We start from the raw sequence: 19,905 nt of genomic DNA, 5'->3' as shown, positions 1-19,905 counted from the left end.
GGAGAGATGTCCCACACAGTGGGTGAGGAGGCCATGTGCGGTGCGCGAAAAGGCACTTGCTCCTGCCGCGGGCAACGGCGCCTACTCCCTGGGCGGGGACCTGCGCGCCAGCAGTGTCCAGGCCAGCACCGCCGCGCCGAACGAGGCCCCCGCCACCACCCACAGCGCGCTGTGCACGCCCGCCGTGAACGCGTCCCCGACCGCGCCCGTGACCTGCGGTGACGAGCGGCCGCTGGACCTGCCGCCGCTGCGGGCGACCGAGACGACCTGGTCGATCACCGGCGCCGGCAGACGGTGTGCGGCGAGGCGGTCGGGAAGCGTGCCGAGGAAGCGGACGGCGAGGACGGCGCCGAGTATCGCCGTCGCCAGGACCGAGCCGACCTGGCGGAACGCCGTCACGGCCGAGGAGGCCGCGCCCATCTGCGGGCCCTCGACCACTTCGAAGGCGGCGGCCGTGGACGGGGCGACCACCAGACCGCTGCCCAGCCCGGCAAGCACCAGTCCCAGCGCGGTGACCGCATAGGAACCGTCCGGCTGCTGGCGCAGCAGCACCAGAGCGGCGGCGGTGGTGACGAGCGAACCCGCCGCCAGCAGCCGTCCCGCGCGGACCCGTCCCGCCAGGCGTTGCGCCATGGCCGTCGCCGCGACGAACGCGAGCATCGCGGGCAGCAGCCGTATGCCGGTGTCCAAGGGGCCGAAGGCACGGACCCGTTGGAGGAAGAGCACCTCCAGGAACACCACGCCGACGAACACGAACAGGGCGGCCGCCGCGACGCACAAGGCCGCTGTGTAGCGGGCGTTGGCCATCATGCGGACGTCCAGCATCGGCACCGCCCTGCGGCGCTCGGTGAGGACCAGCGCGGTGAGGGAGAGGGCGGCCACCGCGAGCACGGTGACCACCACCGGGTCGCCGTACCCCGCCCGGCCGCCCACCGCTATTCCGTAGACCAGGGTGGACAGTCCGAGCACGGCCCAGAACTGGCCGGCGAGGTCCAGGGGTCGGTCCGGGACCCGGGACTCGGCGACCGCCCGCAGCGTCACCGCCACGGTGATCACCGCGAGCGGTGTGTTCACCAGGTAGACCGCCCGCCAGTTCCACGTCTGCAGCAGGGTGCCGCCCAGCAACGGACCCACGGCCAGACCCACGCCCGAGACCGACACCCACACGGCTATGTAGCGCAGCATGCGCGGCAGGTCGACGAAGAACGTGGTCGTGATCAGGGCGAGGGAGGTCGGAAGGACCAGGGCGCCGCCCAGTCCGCTGACGCCACGCCCTATCAGGACCTGCGGATAGCTCTGCGCCGACGCCACGACCAGGGAGCCGGCCGCGATCAGGACGGTGCCGGTGATGAACATCCGGCGCCGCCCGAACCGTTCGCCCAGCGCCCCGCCCGACAGGACGCAGGCCGCGACCACCAGCGTGTAGGTGCTGGACACCCAGCTCAGGTCGGCTGGCGCCACCTGCATGTCGACCTGGAGCGCCCGCAGCGTGGAGATGGCCGCGGTCACCTCGATGAACGACATGAACAGGCCGAGGCAGGCGGCCAGCAGGACGAGGCGGCCCTGCGGCACAACCGGCGCAGACGGGGCGTCTGTTGTCGGTGACGGGCCCGTGTTGAGGGGTGCGCCCGTGCTCATGTCGCCTGAGCCTCCCGCTCGGCCTGCTCGGCCAGTCGGCGCTGCGCCTCGTCCCAGGTGATCGGCAGCTGGTCGCGCTCGGTGTTCCAGAACACGAACACCGAGCCCTTCATCCCAGGGCGCAGCCCGCGCACGCTCCGTGCGTGCGGATCGGTCCCGGAGAAGGTGGTCAGCGCCTCCTGGTCGCGCCAGGCCGACAGCGTCCAGAACGTCCTCTTCAGCGGCTCCGCCTTCAGCGAGGCGCCCAACAGCCCCGGCGAGCTGCGGACCTGCTGGAATATCACCAGGGACAGCAGGAAGAACCTGGGCACGCCCAGCAGCGAGCGCAGCTCCAGCCGGGAGGCCATCACCAGCGGCGGCCCGGCGGGCTCGGTGCCGTCCTTGGCGGTGCCAGGCATCCAAGGAATCGTCGGCATGGAGGTTCTCCCCTCGGCGGGATCAGGCGGTCATTCAAAAGAGTCCACGGGCCCCCGATTCCGTGCACCCCCGCAGGGGTGAATCCGGTGGCACTGCGTGCAGTCGCAGTTCGATCGCGCTCACGGAGCGCCCGTATGACCGGATCCGGACCTTCCGCAGGCGCCCGCTTCCATGCCGCATCGATGCCTTCGATAGCGGAAATCCGGGCGTCGATGGGCCGATTGACCCCGTTTTCCAGCCCGGCCTACGGTGCTTGTGCGCCATCCGCCGAGCGACTCGCGGATCGCGACCCCTTTCAGAGGTATCAGCCCTCTGCGCCTCACCGTGACCGTTCCCGAGAACTGTTCGAGCCGAGGTGCAGCCCTGCCATGACCACCCGTGTCGCTGTCGTCGGAGCCGGGATCTCCGGACTCTCCGCCGCCCACCACCTGCCGGACGACGTCGAAGTCACCGTGTACGAGAGCCAGGACCGCCCCGGCGGCCACGCCCACACCGTGGAGGTCGACGAGGACGGCCGTACCATCGGCGTCGACACGGCGTTCGTCGTCTTCAACGCGCGGACGTACCCCGAACTCACCGCCTTCTTCGAGAAGCTCGGCGCGAGCGCCCTCGACCACACCGGCGGCTTCGACTTCTTCGACCTCGACCGCGGACTCGACTACGGCACCGCCGAGTTCGAGCTCTCCGAGGCCGAGATCGCCGCCCGCTACCCGGCCGACTTCCTGCCCCTGTGGCGCGACGCGGAGCGCTTCCACCGCGAGGCCCCGAAGGACTTCCTGCGCAAACGCACCGACCTCTCCCTCGGCGACTACCTGGACCGCGGCGGCTACAGCGACGCCTTCAAGTACGGCTATGTCGTCCTGCTCGCCACCGCCGTCTGGTCGGTGCCCGCCGAGCTCATCTGGGAGATGCCCGCGACCACGGTGATCGCCTTCTTCATGTCCCACGACCCCGGCGGCCTCGGCGGCCGGTCGGTGGCCTGGAAGACCGTGTCGGGCGGCAGCATCGAGTACGTCCGCCGGGTCATCGCCGGCGTCAACGGCAAGGTCCGCACCGGCGCGGAAGTGACCCGGGTACGGGAGGACGGGGACGAAGTCGTCATCGGCACCGCAGCCGGCGAGGAGCGCTACGACTACGTCGTCCTCGCCGCGCACGCCGACCAGACCCTCGCCGTGCTGGAGCAGCCCACCCCGCTCCAGGCACAGATCCTCGGCAAGGTCCGCTACAGCGCCACCCGGGCGATCCTGCACACCGACCCGTCGAGCATGCCGCCGAGGCGGGAACGCTGGCAGAGCTGGAACTACGGACTGAAGACCGTGGACGGCCGCCCCCGCACCTGGGTCGCCTACTACATGAACTCCTTGCAGGGCTTCACCGCCGAGCACGACTACTTCGTCACCCTCGACTCGCCGATCGTCCCGCGCGACGAACTCGTCGTCCGTGAACTGCCGTTCACCCACCCGGTCATCGACCTGGAGGTGCGCGCCATGCAGCGCACGATCTACGACGTCAACGCCCCCGGCGGCCGGATCAAGCTGGCCGGCTCCTACTTCCACGCGCCCCGCATCGGCGTCGACCTCATCGGCTCCCACGAGGCCGGATTCGTCTCCGGGCGCAAGGCGGCCGAAGCCGTCGCCCGCGAGATCACGACCCGTCACTGAACCGCGAACCGCGAACCGCACACAGCACGAACGGACAAGGGGAATCCCAATGCAGCGTGTCACCGCCGAAGAAGCACAGGCCTGGCTGGTCGAGAAGCTGGCGATCCGGCTCGGGGTCGGCCAGGAGCAGATCGACGTCGAGCGCTACTTCGACGAGTTCGACCTCGACTCGACGGAGGCGCTGATCCTCGCGGGCGAGCTGGAGAAATGGCTCGGCTTCGAACTGGAGGCCACGGCCCTCTGGTACCACCCGACGATCGCCGCCCTGTCCGAGCACATCGCCGAGGAGAGCGACCGTCATGTCGCCGCGGCCTGACCCGGCCACCCCGCGTCGACCGGGCGCGCTCCGCCCGCTGCTGACGACGCTCGGGCCGGTGGATCCGGCCGCGCGGCCGGTCGTCGCCGTCCATCCGGGCGCGCTGCCCGCCACCGCCTGGCAGCCGGTCGCGGCACGGCTGCCCGAGGACCACGCACTGCACCTGTGCGACCTGGGGAACGTCCCGGAGTACTTCGCGGCGGCCCTCGTCCCGACCCTGTCCGTCATCGGCGTCCGCGAACTCGCCCAGCGCTGCCTGGGGGAACTGACCGCCGCCGGACTCACCGACCGGCCGTTCACCCTCGCCGGCTGGTCGTTCGGGGGAGTGGTGGCCTACGAGATCGCCGCCCGTCTCGACGCCCAGGGGCTGGGCGACCGCGTCGAGGACCTCGTCGTCCTCGACTCGATCGCACCCGTACCCGCCTTCCAGCGGCCGGACGAACTGCTCCGACCGGACATGCTCCTCACCTGGTTCGCGATGTACCTGGGTGCCAAACGCGGCCGCCGCCTCACCCTGGCTCCGGCGGCCCTGGACGGTCTCGGCGAGGAGGACGGCCTCGGCGTCCTGCTCACCGCGGCGGTCGAACAGGGAGTGCTGCAGGACGGCACCGAACCGGCAGGACTGCGCAAGCTGTACACCGCGTTCCACACCGGACTCGTCCGCAACAACCGATGCACCGCCGGCTATCTGCCCGCCCCGCTCGACCGCACCGTCACCGTCGTCAAACCGGACCGCTCGCTCCTGCCCGACAGCCCCGACCTCGGCTGGAGCGGCCTCAGCGGCCGCCCGCTGCGGCGACTGGCCGTCCCAGGCGACCACTACACGATGCTCCACGAACCGGAGACCGCGGCCGCCCTCGCCGCCCTCCTCGCCACCGGTTCGCGAACCGGCTGAGCCACCAGATCACTTGACGTACCCGCCGCACACGACCCGCGCGACGCGCAAGCCCGAGAGGACCACCATCGTGCACTACTCACGTCTGGCCGAGACGCCGATCGCGATCGTCGGGTTGGCGGGCCTCTTCCCCAAGTCGCGCGACCTGCGCGAGTTCTGGCACAACATCGTGGACGCCCAGGACTGCATCGAGGACGTCCCCGAGAGCCACTGGAACACCGCGGACTACTACGACCCGGACCCCGCGGCCGAGGACAAGACCTACGTCCGCCGCGGCGGATTCCTTCCCGAAATCGCCTTCAACCCCATGGAGTTCGGGCTCCCGCCCAACACCCTGGAGGTCACCGACATCCTCCAGCTGCTGTCCCTCACGGTGGCACGCGACGTGCTGCGCGACGCCGGCGCGGACAACGGCAGCTGGTACGACGCCTCCCGCACCGGAGTCGTCCTCGGCATCACCGGCGCCAACTCCCTCACCCAACCGCTCTCCGCGCGCCTGCAGACCCCGGTGCTCAAGGAGGTCGTACGCAGCGTCGGCCTGAGCGAGGCGGACGTCGAGGAGATCGCGCAGCGCTTCAAGAAGGCGTACATCCCGTGGGAGGAGAACTCCTTCCCCGGCATGCTCGGCAATGTCGTCGCCGGCCGGATCGCCAACCGCTTCGACCTCGGCGGCACCAACTGCACCGTCGACGCCGCCTGCGCCAGCTCCCTCGCGGCCGTCAAACTCGCGGTGAGCGAACTCATCGAGGGCCGCGCCGACATGATGATCACCGGCGGCTGCGACGCCGAGAACACGATCCTCATGTACATGTGCTTCAGCAAGACCCCGGCGTTCTCGAAGACCCAGCAGATCCGCCCCTTCGACGAGTCCGCCGACGGCACGCTGATCGGCGAGGGCATCGGCATGCTCGCCCTCAAGCGCCTCGCCGACGCCGAACGCGACGGCGACCGCATCTACGCCGTCCTGCGCGGCATCGGCACCTCCAGCGACGGCCGCTTCAAGAGCATCTACGCCCCGCGCGCCGAGGGCCAGCAGCTCGCCCTGCGCCGCGCCTACGACGACGCCGGCGTACCCGTCGACTCCATCGAACTGTTCGAGGCGCACGGCACGGGCACGGCCGTCGGCGACCACACCGAGCTGTCCGCCCTCTCCTCCGTCGTCGCGGCCGGCAACGACGACCACGGCTACGCCGCCATCGGCAGCGTCAAGTCCCAGATCGGGCACACCAAGGCCGCCGCGGGCGCCGCGAGCCTCATCAAACTCTCCCTCGCCCTGCACCAGAAGGTGCTCCCGCCGACCATCAACGTCGAGACACCGAGCGAGGCGGTCGACCCCACGAGCACACCCTTCTACGTCAACACCGAGGCGCGCCCCTGGGTGCTGGACCCGGAACGCGGCAAACGCCGCGCCGCCGTCTCCTCCTTCGGCTTCGGCGGCACCAACTTCCACATGGTGCTGGAGGAGCACGAGGGGCCCGCGGAGGCCAAGTCCCTCGGCCCGACGGTCCGCTGGGGCCTGTGGCACGCGGCGGGCCCCGAGGCGCTCGCCCTGCGCATCGAGAACGGCGCCGCTCCGGACGAGTCCGGTGCGATCCCCGCCTCCGACGCCCGCATCGGGATCGTCGCCCGCAGCGACGAGGAATTCACCGAACTCTGCGGTACGGCAGTGGAGTTGCTGCGGGCCCGCCCCGACGCCGACTCCTGGCAGCACCCCAAGGGCATCACCTACCGGCGCCAGGCCCTGCCCACGTCCGTCAGGACGGCGGCCGTGTTCGCCGGACAAGGCAGCCAGTACGTCGGCATGGGGCGAAGGGCCGCCGTCGCGCTGCCGCCCGTACGGGCCGCCTTCGACCGCGCCAACCGGCTGACCGAGGGCCCCGACACCCTCGCCCGCACGGTCTTCCCGCCGCCCGCCTTCACCGACGGCGCCCGCGCCGGGCAGGAAACGGCCCTGCGCCGCACCGACTTCGCCCAGCCCGCCATCGGCGCGCTCGCCTCCGGCCAGTACGCCTGGCTGCACCGGCTCGGCTTCCGCGCCGACGGCGTCATCGGCCACAGCTTCGGCGAACTCACCGCGCTCTGGGCGGCCGGGGCACTCGACGACGACGGGTTCGCGCACCTGGCCCGCGCCCGCGGCCGCGCCATGGCCCCGCCGGAGCAGGCCGCCGCGGACTTCGACCCCGGTGCCATGGCGGCGATCCGCGCCTCCCTCTCCGACGTCCAGGGCCTGGTCGCCACGTACCGCAATGTGGCCATCTGCAACATCAACGCCCCCGGCCAGATCGTGGTCGGCGGTCCCACGGACGAGATCGACCGCCTGGTCGCCGACGTCTCGGACCGCCGTATCCCGGCCAAGCGGCTGCCGGTCTCCGCCGCGTTCCACACCGGCTTCGTCGCCCATGCCGCGGACGCGTTCCGGCAGGCAGTGGAGTCGACCGGGCTGGGCGTTCCGACGGTCCCGGTCTATGCCAACACCCCGGGGTCCGCGTACGGCAGCGACGCGGCGGCCAACCGCCGCACCCTCGTGGACCAGCTCCTCCAGCCGGTCGACTTCGTCTCCGGCATCGAGAAGATGTACGCGGACGGGTTCCGCGTCTTCGTCGAGTTCGGCCCCAAGCGGGTGCTGACGGATCTGATCGACCGCATCCTCGAAGGCCGCACCGACGTCGTGACCCTCGCCGTGGACGGCGGGCCCAGCAAGGACAGCGAGGTCTCGCTGAAGCGCGCGGCGATCGAACTCGCGGTCCTCGGGCTGCCCCTCACCGGCTTCGACGACCATGTGGAGCCGCGGGCCGAGCTGCCGGCCCGCAAGGGCATGAACGTCCCGCTGCGCGGCATCAACTACGTGACCGAGGAACGGCGTTCGGCGTATCGGGACGCGATTGCGGAGCCGTTGGCTGTGGCGGCGGGTGCGGGTGCCTCCGAGGGCGTCGGGGGCGTCGTACGCGACGGGCTCGCCCTTCAGGCGGAGATCCTCACCGCCCACGCGGACACGGTGCACGCGTCGGTCCGCTCCCTGGAGGAGTCCGTACGGGCCGGAGGACACCCCGACACGGATGCCGCCCTGCGGCTCATACGGGAGCAGAGCGCGACGATCGGCGCCGCGCACGAGCGGTCCACCCGGCTGCTGCTGGATGCGCTGCGCGCGGCTCCACCGTCCGAGGAGCCGGAGCCGGAGCCGACGCCGGTCACGGCCACGGAAGCCGAGCCGGAGCCCGAGCCCGAGACGGTGCCGGAAGCCGAGCCTGCGCCCGAGTCCGCCTCTGTCACCGACTCGGCCGTTGTGGCCGGGGTGATGGATGCGCTGATGGGTGCGGTGGCGGAGAAGACGGGTTATCCGGTGGAGATGCTGGAGCCGGGGATGGATGTCGAGGCGGATCTGGGGATCGATTCGATCAAGCGGGTGCAGATTCTGGGTGCGTTGCAGGAGTCGTATCCCGTCTCTGAGGATGTCGATCCGGAGGTCCTGGCGGAGCTGCGGACGCTCGACGACATCGCCGGGTTCCTCGCCTCCACGGTGCCTGCCGAGTCGGCGCCGGAGCCGATCACTTCCGCGGTCGAGACCGTCCGTCTCCCCGAGCCCGAGCCTGAGATCGAGTCGGCCCCTCTCACCAACTCGGCTGTCGCCGCCGGGGTGATGGAGGCACTGATGGGTGCGGTTGCGGAGAAGACGGGTTATCCGGTGGAGATGTTGGAGCCGGGGATGGATGTGGAGGCCGATCTCGGCATCGATTCGATCAAGCGAGTGCAGATTCTGGGTGCGTTGCAGGAGTCGTACCCGGTCTCGGAGGATGTCGATCCGGAGGTCCTCGCCGAGCTGCGCACTCTCGACGACATCGCCGGCTTCCTCGCCTCCACGGTCTCCGTCGAGTCCGCCACGCAGCCTGCCCCCGTACAGCCCGAGCCTGAGATCGAGTCGGTCTCGGCCCCCAACTCCGAAGCCGTGATGGAGGCGCTGATGGGGGCGGTGGCGGAGAAGACGGGTTATCCGGTGGAGATGCTGGAGCCGGGGATGGATGTGGAGGCCGATCTCGGCATCGATTCGATCAAGCGAGTCCAGATTCTCGGGGCGTTGCAGGAGTCGTACCCGGTCTCGGAGGACGTCGATCCGGAGGTGCTGGCGGAGCTGCGGACGCTCGACGACATCGCCGGGTTCCTGGCTTCCACCGTGTCCGTCGAGCCCACCGTCCAGCCCCAATCCGTCGCCGCAGCACCCACCCCGGAGTCGGTCTCGGCCCCCAACTCGGCGGTCGCCGAAGGTGTGATGAAGGCGCTGATGGGTGCGGTGGCGGAGAAGACGGGCTACCCGGTGGAGATGCTGGAGCCGGGGATGGATGTCGAGGCGGATCTGGGGATCGATTCGATCAAGCGGGTGCAGATTCTGGGTGCGTTGCAGGAGTCGTATCCCGTCTCGGAGGATGTCGATCCGGAGGTGCTGGCGGAGCTGCGGACGCTCGACGACATCGCCGGGTTCCTCGCCTCCACCGTGTCCGGCGTCTCCAGCGAGCCCGCTCCCCGTGCAGCGGCCCCCGCAGCCGCCGCCCCCCTCGCCGTCAGCTACCCACCCGCTCCGGGCATCGGTCGCACCTACGCCGACGTCACCGAGATCGCCCCGCCCCACACGCTCGTCGGCGCCTACGCCGAGCCGCGCACCGCGGTTCTCGTCGACGACGGGTCGACGTTGACGCGGCCGCTTGCCGGGGCGCTGCGCGGGGACGGCTGGCGGGTGGAGATCGTCGCGCTGCCCGGTGTCGACGGTGTCGTGCCGGAGGCGGATGCCGTGCGGCGGCTGGCGAGTTGGGAGGAGGGCGAGCTGGCCGGGACGCTGGTGAGCGGGCGGGTCGATCTCGTCGTGCAGATGGCCGCCGCGGCGGGCCAGGAGTGGGGCGAGGGTGTGCAGCGCCTGGAGCACTGCCTGCTGGTCGCCAAGCACAGCCTGGCCGCGCTGAAGCCGGTCGCCGCGCACGGCACCCGCGCCGCCTTCGTGGCCGTCACCCGGCTCGACGGGGCGAACGGCTACCGCGGTGGCGGCGACGCCTCTCCGCTGCTCGGCGGCGTCGGCGGACTGGTGAAGACCCTCGGCATCGAGGTGCCCGAACTCTTCGCCCGTACGATCGACTTCGCGCCGGAGCTGGCCCCCACCACCGTCGGTGCGCGCTTCCTCGGTGAGATCCACGACCTGTCGGCCGAGCACGCCGACGTGGCGCACGACCCGGCCGGGCGGCGCACGATCGCACTCGCGGCCGAGCCGTACGAGGCACACGCGGCCGTCGTCCCGGAGATCTCCTCCGACGACCTGTTCGTCGTCACCGGCGGCGCCCGCGGCATCACCGCCGACTGCCTGCACGCCCTGGTCTCCGCCCGGCCCGCCGGACTGCTGCTGCTCGGCCGCAGCCGGCCCGCCCCGGAGCCCGAGTGGGCCGTGGGGCACGAAGGCCCGGCGCTGCGCGGGCTCATCGCACGGCGGGCCGCGCAGAGCGGGCAGAAGCCCAACCCCCGGGCGATCGAGGGGGAGTTCCGGGAGATCACCGCCTCCCGCGAGATCGCCGCCAACCTCGCCCGGCTCACCGCCACCGGCGCCCGCGTCGAGTACCTCACCGTCGACATCACCGACCCCGGCGAGGTGCGCCGCGCACTGACGCCGTACGCCGGGCGGGTCACGGGTGTCGTGCACGGAGCCGGTGTTCTCGCCGACCGGCTCATCGCGCAGAAGTCGGCGGACGAGATACGCCGGGTGCTGGGCACGAAGCTGATCGGGCTGGGCAATGTGCTGGACGCCCTGCGCGGGATCGCCGAGCTGCGGCACCTCGTGTTCTTCTCCTCCGTCGCCGGGTTCTTCGGCAACCGCGGCCAGTCCGACTACGCCATGGCCAACGAGGCGCTGAACCGCATCGCCGTACGGCTGAAGCGGGAACTGCCCTCCGCACGCGTCACCGCGATGAACTGGGGCGCCTGGGACGGCGGCATGGTCTCCGACGACCTGCGGGCCATGTTCGCCTCGCGCGGGATCGCCCTGGTGCCGCTCGCGACCGGGGCGGGCATGTTCGCCGAGCAGTTCACGGGCGGGCACGGGCACGACACGGTGATCGTCACCGGTCCGCTGACCCCGCTGTCCGCGCCGCCCGCGACGGAGGGCTCCACGCTCGCACCCCTCGTCGTCGACCGGACCCTGACCGACCTCGCCGAGCAGCCGCTGCTGAGCGACCACACCATCGGCGACCGCCGGGTGCTGCCCGCCACCGCGGCACTCGGCGTGCTGGCGAACGCCGTCGAGACGGCGACCGGTGAAACCGTCGTCGGGGCAAGCGGGTTCAAGGTGTTCAAGGGCGTGGCCTGGGACGAGCCCGAGGGGGAGCAGCCGCAACGGCTGCGGCTGTCCGTCGAGCCCGCGGACGACGGCATCGACGTGCTCGCCTCCTCTGTGGACGGCAGCGGTCGCAGCCGGCCCGCGTACAGCATCCGGCTGAGCACGGGGAACCCCGGGCAGCCGCCTGCCGACCGCGGCGACCTGGTGGGCCTCGCCCGCGGCGCGGCCGGGCAGGACGCGGCGCGGCTGTACCGCGACGGCACGCTCTTCCACGGTCCCTCCCTGCGCGGACTGCGCACAGTGCTGGTCAGCGACGAGCAGCGCCTTCTCGTACGGGCCCGGCTCACCGACGACCGGCCCGCGCTCGGCGGCTACCACAGCCGGCTGCACAGCCCCGTCCTGGCCGACCTGCTGCTGCAGACCGTGCTGGTGTGGGTGCGCGAGCAGCGCGGCCGGGCCTGCCTGCCGATGGAGATCGGGCGGCTGAGTCTGTACGCGCCGCTGCCGTCCGACGGGGACTTCCTCATCGCCGTCGAGGACGTGCGGCCCGGCCGGACCGGCGTGACCTGCACGGTGACCGCGCTCGACCCGCAGGGCCGGGTGCTGGCCGTCCTGGAGGACGTGGCCGCGGTCGAGGACGCGGAGCTGGACGCACGGTTCAGGCAGCCGGGCCGGGCGGCCGCCGCGGTCACGGTCTGACGAGGCTCGGAGGCTGATCCGTCATGGGCAAGTACGCGATCGTCGGACTGTCCTGCCTCTTCCCGGGGGCGGCCACGCCCGACGCCTACTGGAAAAACCTGATGGGCGCGGTCGACTCGCGGACCGAGGGCGGTGAGCGGATCTTCGGGCATGACCCGCTCGCCGAGGAGACGGGTCCCGAGGACGCGCGGGACCGGCACCGCATCTACTGCACGCGCGGTGGATTCCTAGAGGCCGCGGGGGAGCTCGACCTCTCCCGGTACCTGTTGCCCGCCGACTACCTGGCCGGCCTGGACCGCTCGTTCCACTGGGCGCTCCGGGTGGCCGGGGACGCCCTGGCCGACGCGGGTGTATCCCCCGCTGCCGCGGACGGCCGGGCGGCCGGCCGGAGGACCGGGGTGGTGTTCGGGAACTACCCGTTCCCCACCCCGGCCTCCGGCCGAACAGCGGGGAAGCTGTGGGACGCCGCGGTCTCCGAGGGCCTCGCGGCGGCCGGCTTCCCCGCGGCCGGGCTGCCGTCCGGTGCGGCGGACGGCAGCCCGGCCCGTGACCGGGGCACCGGTCCGGCACCGGGGTCGCCGGCTGCCAGGGCCGAGGCCCACAACCTCTGGCCCGGCGGGTTCCCCGCCCATGTGGTCGCCGCCGCCCTCGGCCTCGACGGCCCCCGCCACACCCTCGACGCGGCCTGTTCCTCCGCGCTGTACGCCCTCAGGCTCGCCTGCGACCGACTCGCCACCGGGCAAGCCGACGTGATGCTGGCCGGCGGGGTCTGCGCGCCCGACCCGACCGTCATCCATCTGTCCTTCTCCGACCTGCACGCCTATCCGCCGGACGGCTTCAGCCAGCCCTTCGACGCCCGTTCGAAGGGCATCATCACGGGGCAGGGCGCGGCCATGGTCGCCCTCAAGCGGCTCGCCGACGCCCGGCGCGACGGGGACCGCGTGTACGCGGTGGTCGACGCCGTCGCCCTCGGCAACGACGGCCCCGGCAAGCACCTGCTCGCCCCGAACGTCGGCGGCCAGCTCACCGCGTACGAACTCGCGCACCGGGACGCCGGTATCGGACCGCAGGACATCCAGTACGTCGAGTGCCACGCCACCGGCACCCCGCTGGGCGACCGCACCGAACTCGACGGTGTGGAACGGTACTTCGGGCGCACCCCGCTGCTCGGATCGGTCAAGGGCAACATCGGGCACCTGCTGACCGCGGCCGGCATGAGCAGCCTGGTCAAGGTCGTTCTCGCGCTCGGACACGGCGTCATCCCGCCCACCGTCGGCGTGCAGCAGCCGCTGCCGGGCACGGTCGCGGACCGTGTCGTACGGGAACCCACGCCCTGGCCCGCCGCCGAGGGCGTACGCCGGGCCGCCGTCTCGGCCTTCGGCTTCGGCGGCACCAACGCGCACGTCGTCCTGTCCGGACCCGAGACGGACGCAGCGGACGACGGCACCGAGCGGCGGACACCGCAGTCACTCGCCGTCATCGGCATGGGCGCGCACTTCGGTTCCTTCACCACGCTCGACGAGTTCGAGCGGGCGGGATACGAAGGCACGGGTGCCGTACGGGAGTTGCCGCCCCACCGGTGGCGCGGCTTCGAGACGCTCGGCGACGGCGGGGCGCCGCGGGCCGCGTACCTCGACGAGTTCGAGGTGGACGCCACCTCGTACCGCATCCCGCCCAAGGACCTCGGCCACTTCAACCAGCAGCACCTGCTGATGATGCGGGTCGCGGAGGAGGCCCTGAAGGACGCGGGGTACGAGCGTCCCGCCCCCGGGGGCAAGGACGGGGCCGGGGCGCGGCGGGTGGCCGTCGTCCTCGGCATGGAGATGGAGCCGAGCGCCGAGGGGCACGGTGCCCGTTACGCCCTCGGGCGCAAGCTCGCCGCCTGGTGCGCGGCGGCCGGACTCGACCCCACGGACGAGCAGCTGGCCGCGCTCACCCGGGCCGCCCGGGACGGCATCCACGACTCCATCGAGGCCAACGAGGTCCTCAGCTACATCGGCAACATCATGGCCGCGCGGATCTCCTCCCTGTGGAACCTCACCGGCCCTTCGTTCACCGTCTCCTCCGACAGCGCGGTCGCTGTCGACGCCCTCGACACGGCCCGGCTGCTGCTGCTCGACCCGAGCATCGAGGCGGTGCTGGTCGGAGCGGTCGACCTGGCGGCCGGTCCGGAGTCCACACGGGCCCGGGAACTGCTGGCACCCGGGAGCGTGCTCGGTGACGGAGCCGGTGCGGTCGTCGTGACCCGGCCCGGTTCCGTCCCGCCGGAGCGCACGGTGTACGCGACCGTCGACGCCGTGGCCGTCCACCACTCGCCGACCCTCGACCCGCGGCCCGCGCCGGACCTCGTCGCCGCCGCGGCCGAGGAGGCCCTCGCCACCGCCGGAGTGACACCGGCCGACGTCGAACTCGTCGAGGCAGGGGCCGCGCAGGACGGCACGCTGGAAGGGCTCACCCGCGTGTGGTCGGCCGAGCGGGCCGGCGGGACGCTGCGGACCGCGGTCAGCGCGGTCGACTCCGCGGTGGGGGACACCGGTTGTGCCTCCGCGCTCGCCTCCGTCATCCGGGCGGCGCTGTGCCTGCACTACGCCTACCAGCCCGTCGCACCCGAAGGCCTCGACGGCACCCGCCTGGCCGGCTCCGCGTTCTTCCTCGCCGGTGACTCGCGGCCCTGGCTGCGCGAACGGCGCGAGGGCCGTCGTACGGCCGGTGTCAGCGTCGTCGGCAGCGCGGGCAGCCACGCCCATGTGGTGCTCGGCGGTGCGCAGACGCGCGGCGAGGTGGCGGCGACCGACTGGGTGCGCTCCGGCGGCAGCCTCGTCGTACCGGTCGGCGCCGACGACATCGACACCCTCATGCGGAGGCTGGGCGAACTGCGCGAGGCCGTCGAGGGCGGCGGCGACTGGGCGGCAGGGCTCGGCGAGGACCGGCCCGCCGCGCTCAAGGCCGTACTCGTCGCCGACGATCCGGCAGGGCTCGTACGGCAGTTGGACCAGGCGGTCAAGGACCTGCCCGGGGTGTACCGGGCGGGCGGCGAGTGGACCTCGCCGTCCGGCAGCTGCTTCGCCGCCCGCCCGGCGGGCGGGCCGGGCACCAAGACGGCGCTCGTCTACCCTGGCGCCTTCAACTCGTACCTCGGCCTCGGGCGTTCGCTCTTCCGCGCCTTCCCCGGCCTCCTGCCCCGCTTCGAGACACAGGCCGAACTGCCCGCGGAGATGCTGCGCTCGGCGGCGCTGTACCCGCGTGCGCTCGCGCCCCTCGACCGGCGTGAACTGATGGCCCGTGAGGCGGAGTTGATCGAGGACATCCCGCTGATGCTGGCCGTAGGCACCAGCTACGCGCTCCTCTCCACCGACCTGGTGCGCGAGGTGCTGGGGGTGCCGGTGCACGGGGCGTTCGGCTACAGCCTCGGCGAGAGCAGCATGCTGTTCGCGACCGGCGGCTGGATCAAGGAGGCCCGCGCCACGACGAAGATCGACGCCTCGCCGCTCTTCGTCGACCGGCTGCGCGGCCCGAAGAAGACGGTGCGGGAGCTGTGGGGCATCGCGGACGAGGTGCCGGACCAGCAGGTGTGGGCGACGCATGTACTGCTGGCGCCCGCGGAATCCGTCCGCGCCGCCGTACAGCGCCACGACCGCGTCTTCATCACCCACGTCAACACGCCGACGGAGGTGGTCGTCGCGGGCGACCCCGCCCAATGCCGCGACCTGATCGACGACTTGGGCTGCCAGAGCGCACGCTCTCCCGCCAACCACGTCATGCACTGCCCGGTGGTGGACGGCGTCCTGTCGGAACTCGCCGACCTGAACCGCTACCCGACCGGCGACGTGGGCGACCTGGTCCTCTACAGCAGCCGCCACTACGCCCCCGTCGGCGCCCTCGACCAGGACGTCGTCGCCCACAACATCGCCGTCACACTCCGCGAGACCGTCGACTTCCCCCGCCTGATACGGCGGGCCTACGAGGACGGCTTCCGTTGCTTCATCGAGGTCGGCCCGTCCAGCACCTGCACCCGCTGGATCCACGAGACCCTCGGCGACGACCCGCACCTCTCGGTCCCCGTCGACCGCCGGGGAGCCCGCGGCGCAACGGACACGGCCCGCCTCGTCGCCCGCCTCGCCACCCACGGCGTCCCGGTCGACCTGACCCCCTTCCGCCCCCGCACGTCAGCACACCGGCGCGCGCCGGGCCTGCGCACCTTCACGGTGGGCGGCACCCCGGTGGCACCGCTGGTGAAGGAGGCGGCTGCGCCGGTGCTGGAAGCGGTACGGCGGGCGCCCCACCGGCCGGCGCCCGCCGCCGTCATGGGCGGAGCCGAGCGGGAAGAACATGCTGCGGCGCCGATGAACGTGCCGGCAGGTGAAGCCGATCCGCGGACCGCACCTCTTCCGGGAGCCGAACGGCAGAACCACCCCGCCCCACTGCAGGACCGTGCCGTGCCGTCGGTGCTGGCGGCAGCAGGGTCGCCCGCGGCCGCGGCGGCCGTTTCCCCGGCGCCCCCCGGAGCACCCGTGCCGGTGGCGGCCGTGACAGGCAGGAAAGCCGTGCCACAGGGCGGTGCCGTGCCGTCGGCGCCGGTCGGTGGTGCCTTCGTGCCGCGGCCCGCAGGGGCGGCCCCGGACTCGGCGACCGTTTCCCCCGCCCCTGCGCCCGCCCGCGCCTCCGTGCCGGTGGCGCCCGCGTCGGGCAGGGAAGCCCCACCGCAGGGCGGTGCCGTGCCGGTGGCCGCAGGGTCGCCCGCGGCCGCAGCAGCCGTTTCCCCGGCGCCCGCCGGCGCCCCCGCGTCGGTGGCGGCCGTGACTGGCAGGGGCGCCGTGCCGCAGGACCCTGCCGTCTCGTCGATGCCGGTCGGCGCACCCGTGCCGGGGTCCACAGCCGCTGCCCCGGCCGCGGCGACCGCCCCACCCGCCGGCGCCCCCCTGCCGGTGGCGCCCGCGTCGGGCAGGGAAGCGGTGCCGCAAGGCCGTACCGTGCCGTCGGTGCCGGTCGGTGGTGCCCCGGTGCCGGGGCCCGCAGCCGCCGCCCCGGACTCGCCGGCCGTCTCGCCCCTGCCGGACCCCGTGCCCGCAGTGACCGCCGTCGCGCCGCTCGGTGCGTCACCCCCCGTCCCGGTGACCGCCGGGGCCCCCGACCAAGCCCCGGAACTGCCTGTCACGGCATTCCACGCCACGGAATGGGACACCGCGATGCCGACCCGCCCCGACGGTCCGCCCGTACCCGCGCTCTCGCTGGAGCGGGAACCGATCACGATGCTCCCCGCCGACGCGGTTTCGGCGCCGGTCGTTCCGCCGCAGGCCGAGCGTGCCGATGTGCCGCCCCGTCCGGCCATCTTCGGCGCCCCCCTGCCCGTACCGGAGAAGCCCCGAAAGCCGGACGATCACGCGGTCACCCTGACCCTCGTACGCAGTCTGCGTGCCGAGATCCTGGAGGCGCACCAGGAAGTACTGGAAGCCCAGCGGGAGTTGCGGGAGGAACTCACCGCGGTGCTGTCCGCCTCGGCGTCCGTCCAGGCGGAGCCGACAGCCACTCCGCGCCCGCCGAAACCCGAGGGTGTCGTCTGGGACGAACACGACCTCCTAGAGTTCGCCGTGGGCAAGGTCGGCAACGTCTTCGGCCCCCGCTTCACCCGGATCGACGGCTACGACCGTCGCGTACGGCTCCCCGCCCCGCCCTACCTCTTCGCCACCCGCGTCACCCGACTCGACGCGGAACCAGGGGAGTTCAAGCCGTCCTTCATCCGCACCGAGTACGACGTACCCGAGGACGCCTGGTACGCCGTCGACGGCCAGGTCCCGCCCGCCGTCACCATCGAGGCCGGCCAGTGCGACCTCCTGCTCATCAGCTACCTCGGCGCGGACTTCACCAACCGCGGCCAGCGCGTCTACCGCCTCCTCGACAGCAGCCTCAGCTTCCTGGGGGACCTGCCGCGCACCGGGCAGACCCTGCGCTACGACATCTGGATCGACCAGTTCGTCCGCCAGGGCGACACCCTGCTCTTCTTCTTCCACTACGACTGCTACGCCGACGGCGAGCTCATCCTCAAGCTGAACAACGCCTGCGCGGGCTTCTTCACGGACGAGGAGCTGGAGAGTTCGCCGGGCCTGGTGCAGGGCCGGGTGGCCCCGGGTCTCAAGGTGACTGCGGACCCTGGGCGTACAGCCTTCAAACCCCTCGCCACCACCCACCGCACCTCGCTCACCTCCGCCGACCTCGACGCCCTCGCCGAAGGCCGTATCGCCGAGGTCTTCGGGCCCGGCCACCGGCAGCCCCCCGGCTGCAACACCTCGCTTCGGCTGCCCACCCGGCCGCTGCTGATGGCGGACGAGGTCACGGTCCTCGACCGCAAGGGCGGCAGCCACGGCCTCGGCCGGATCGAGGCCGTCAAGGAACTCGCTCCCGAAGCCTGGTACTTCACCAGCCACTTCCCCGACGACCCCGTGCTCGCCGGTTCACTCGTCGCCGAAGGAGCCGTACAGCTCCTCGAGACCTACGCCCTCTCCCTCGGCCTGCACCTCACCCTCCCCGACGCCCGCTTCCAGCCCGTGCCGGACCTGCGGACCGAGGTGAAGGTGCGCGGGCAGATCACCCCGCGCAACGCCCGGATCGAATACCGGATCGACATCACCGAGCTGACCCTGCTGCCGCGGCCGTCGCTCGTCGCCGACGTGGTCGTCCTGCGCGACGGAACCCCGTCGATCAGCGTCACCGGACTCGGCATCCGCCTGCGCGAGAAACCCGGCACGCCCTACCGCCCGGAGACCGCCGGCACCGTCCCGCACTTCCTCGGCCGGCTCTCCCCGGCCACCGGTGAACCCGCGCTGCTCAACGAGTTCCACATGGCGCACGCCGCCAAGGGCGACCTGGCCGTCGCGATGGGCCCCGAGTTCGAGATCTACGCCGACAGCAGGGCACCGTACATCCCCAACGGCGACTTCCTGTTCGTCGACCGGGTGATGAAACTCGAAGGGACGCGCGGCACGCTCAAGCGCGGTGCGGTGATGGTGACCGAGTACGACGCGCCCGAGGACGCCTGGTACTACGCCGACAACGGCCATCCGTACATGCCCAACTGCGTCTACATGGAGTCCAGCCTCCAGGCGGCCATCCTCCTCGGCTACTACCTGGGCGCCACTCTGCCCTTCCCCGAGGAGCAGTTCAGCATCCGCAACCTCGACGGCCACGCCACCCTCGTCAAGGACATCGACCTGCGCGGCAAGACCGTCCGGCACCGCTCGACCCTGATGTCCAGCGACCGTATGCCCGGCTCGATCCTGCAGAACTTCTCCTACGAACTCTCCTGCGAGGGCGAGGTCTTCTACACCGGCGAGTCCCTCTTCGGCTACTTCAACGAGAAGGCACTCGCCCACCAGATCGGCCTCGACAAGGGGCAGCATGTGCTGCCGTGGCTGGACACGCAGCCGGCCAGGCCGCCCGGCACCCGCCGTATCGACCTGCGCGACTTCCGGGCCGCCGAGTCCGCGCGCCGCGGACCGCGACTGGCCGACGGCCACCTCGACCTCGTCGAATGGGTCGACCTCCTGCCCGGCGGCGGCGAACACGGCCAGGGATACGTGCGCGGGCACCGCTCCATCCGGCCCGACGAGTGGTACTTCTCCTGCCACTTCCACCGCGACCCGGTGATGCCCGGCTCCCTGGGCGTCGAGGCACTGCTGCAGGGCATGCAGGCGTACGCCGTCGAGACCGGCCTCACCGAGGGACTGCGCAACCCGCGCTTCGCACTCGCCACGGGCATCGACACGACCTGGTCGTACCGGGGCCAGATCCTGCGCACCGACCCCGACATGGAGTTCGACGTGCATATCAAGGCGATCCGGCGAGAACCGGGCCGGATCGTCCTCATCGGCGACGCCCACGTCTGGAAGTCGACCCTGCGTATCTACCGACTGGGCGACCTCGCCATCGAGATCCACCACGACTAGGCGGTTCGGCAGCGCCCTGAAGGGGCGCGGGG

General features: G+C 72.2%; 7 protein-coding genes. 5 read left to right on the top strand and 2 right to left on the bottom strand.

Features of this window, described 5'->3' with window-relative positions; all coding sequences use genetic code 11:
* Positions 1–81: 81 nt before the first annotated feature.
* Together ACWDAG_RS24445 and ACWDAG_RS24440 are read right to left on the bottom strand one after the other, a co-directional pair.
* Positions 82–1,638: an MFS transporter gene (locus ACWDAG_RS24445; protein ID WP_450697682.1), complete on the bottom strand. Its 1,557-nt coding sequence runs from the start codon at positions 1,636–1,638 to the stop codon at positions 82–84.
* Complete coding sequence (locus tag ACWDAG_RS24440; protein WP_450697681.1) at positions 1,635–2,036, bottom strand: DUF3291 domain-containing protein; 402 nt, start codon at positions 2,034–2,036, stop codon at positions 1,635–1,637. Before ACWDAG_RS24440 ends, ACWDAG_RS24445 begins: the two co-directional genes overlap by 4 nt.
* A gap of 387 nt (positions 2,037–2,423) precedes the next feature.
* Between ACWDAG_RS24440 and ACWDAG_RS24435 the strand changes: the two genes are divergently transcribed.
* The 5 genes from ACWDAG_RS24435 to ACWDAG_RS24415 all read left to right on the top strand — a co-directional run bounded on the left by ACWDAG_RS24435 (position 2,424) and on the right by ACWDAG_RS24415 (position 19,873).
* The gene (locus ACWDAG_RS24435) at positions 2,424–3,716 is read left to right on the top strand and encodes an NAD(P)/FAD-dependent oxidoreductase (protein ID WP_450697680.1); all 1,293 of its coding nucleotides are present in this window, start codon (positions 2,424–2,426) and stop codon (positions 3,714–3,716) included.
* A 49-nt stretch (positions 3,717–3,765) separates the two neighbouring features.
* On the top strand, positions 3,766–4,032 hold the full coding sequence (locus ACWDAG_RS24430; RefSeq protein ID WP_123964082.1) for an acyl carrier protein: 267 nt from the start codon (positions 3,766–3,768) through the stop codon (positions 4,030–4,032).
* Complete coding sequence (locus ACWDAG_RS24425; RefSeq protein ID WP_450697679.1) at positions 4,016–4,927, top strand: thioesterase domain-containing protein; 912 nt, start codon at positions 4,016–4,018, stop codon at positions 4,925–4,927. Before ACWDAG_RS24430 ends, ACWDAG_RS24425 begins: the two co-directional genes overlap by 17 nt.
* Before the next feature lie 70 nt (positions 4,928–4,997).
* A complete protein-coding gene (locus ACWDAG_RS24420; RefSeq protein ID WP_450697678.1) occupies positions 4,998–11,933 on the top strand; it encodes an SDR family NAD(P)-dependent oxidoreductase in 6,936 nt (2,311 codons plus the stop codon).
* A gap of 23 nt (positions 11,934–11,956) precedes the next feature.
* The gene (locus ACWDAG_RS24415) at positions 11,957–19,873 is read left to right on the top strand and encodes a beta-ketoacyl synthase N-terminal-like domain-containing protein (protein ID WP_450697677.1); all 7,917 of its coding nucleotides are present in this window, start codon (positions 11,957–11,959) and stop codon (positions 19,871–19,873) included.
* Positions 19,874–19,905 lie beyond the last annotated feature (32 nt).

The organism is Streptomyces sp. NPDC001157, from assembly GCF_053598255.1.
This window is presented reverse-complemented; position numbering and strand designations above follow the sequence as displayed.

Bases quoted from the DNA above. Each gene is read 5' to 3' on its own strand.
- ACWDAG_RS24435 (WP_450697680.1), top strand. From the start codon at position 2,424: ATGACCACCCGTGTCGCTGTCGTCGGAGCCGGGATCTCCGGACTCTCC.
- ACWDAG_RS24425 (WP_450697679.1), top strand. From the start codon at position 4,016: ATGTCGCCGCGGCCTGACCCGGCCACCCCGCGTCGACCGGGCGCGCTC.
- ACWDAG_RS24415 (WP_450697677.1), top strand. From the start codon at position 11,957: ATGGGCAAGTACGCGATCGTCGGACTGTCCTGCCTCTTCCCGGGGGCG.
- ACWDAG_RS24445 (WP_450697682.1), bottom strand. From the start codon at position 1,638: ATGAGCACGGGCGCACCCCTCAACACGGGCCCGTCACCGACAACAGAC.
- ACWDAG_RS24430 (WP_123964082.1), top strand. From the start codon at position 3,766: ATGCAGCGTGTCACCGCCGAAGAAGCACAGGCCTGGCTGGTCGAGAAG.
- ACWDAG_RS24440 (WP_450697681.1), bottom strand. From the start codon at position 2,036: ATGCCTGGCACCGCCAAGGACGGCACCGAGCCCGCCGGGCCGCCGCTG.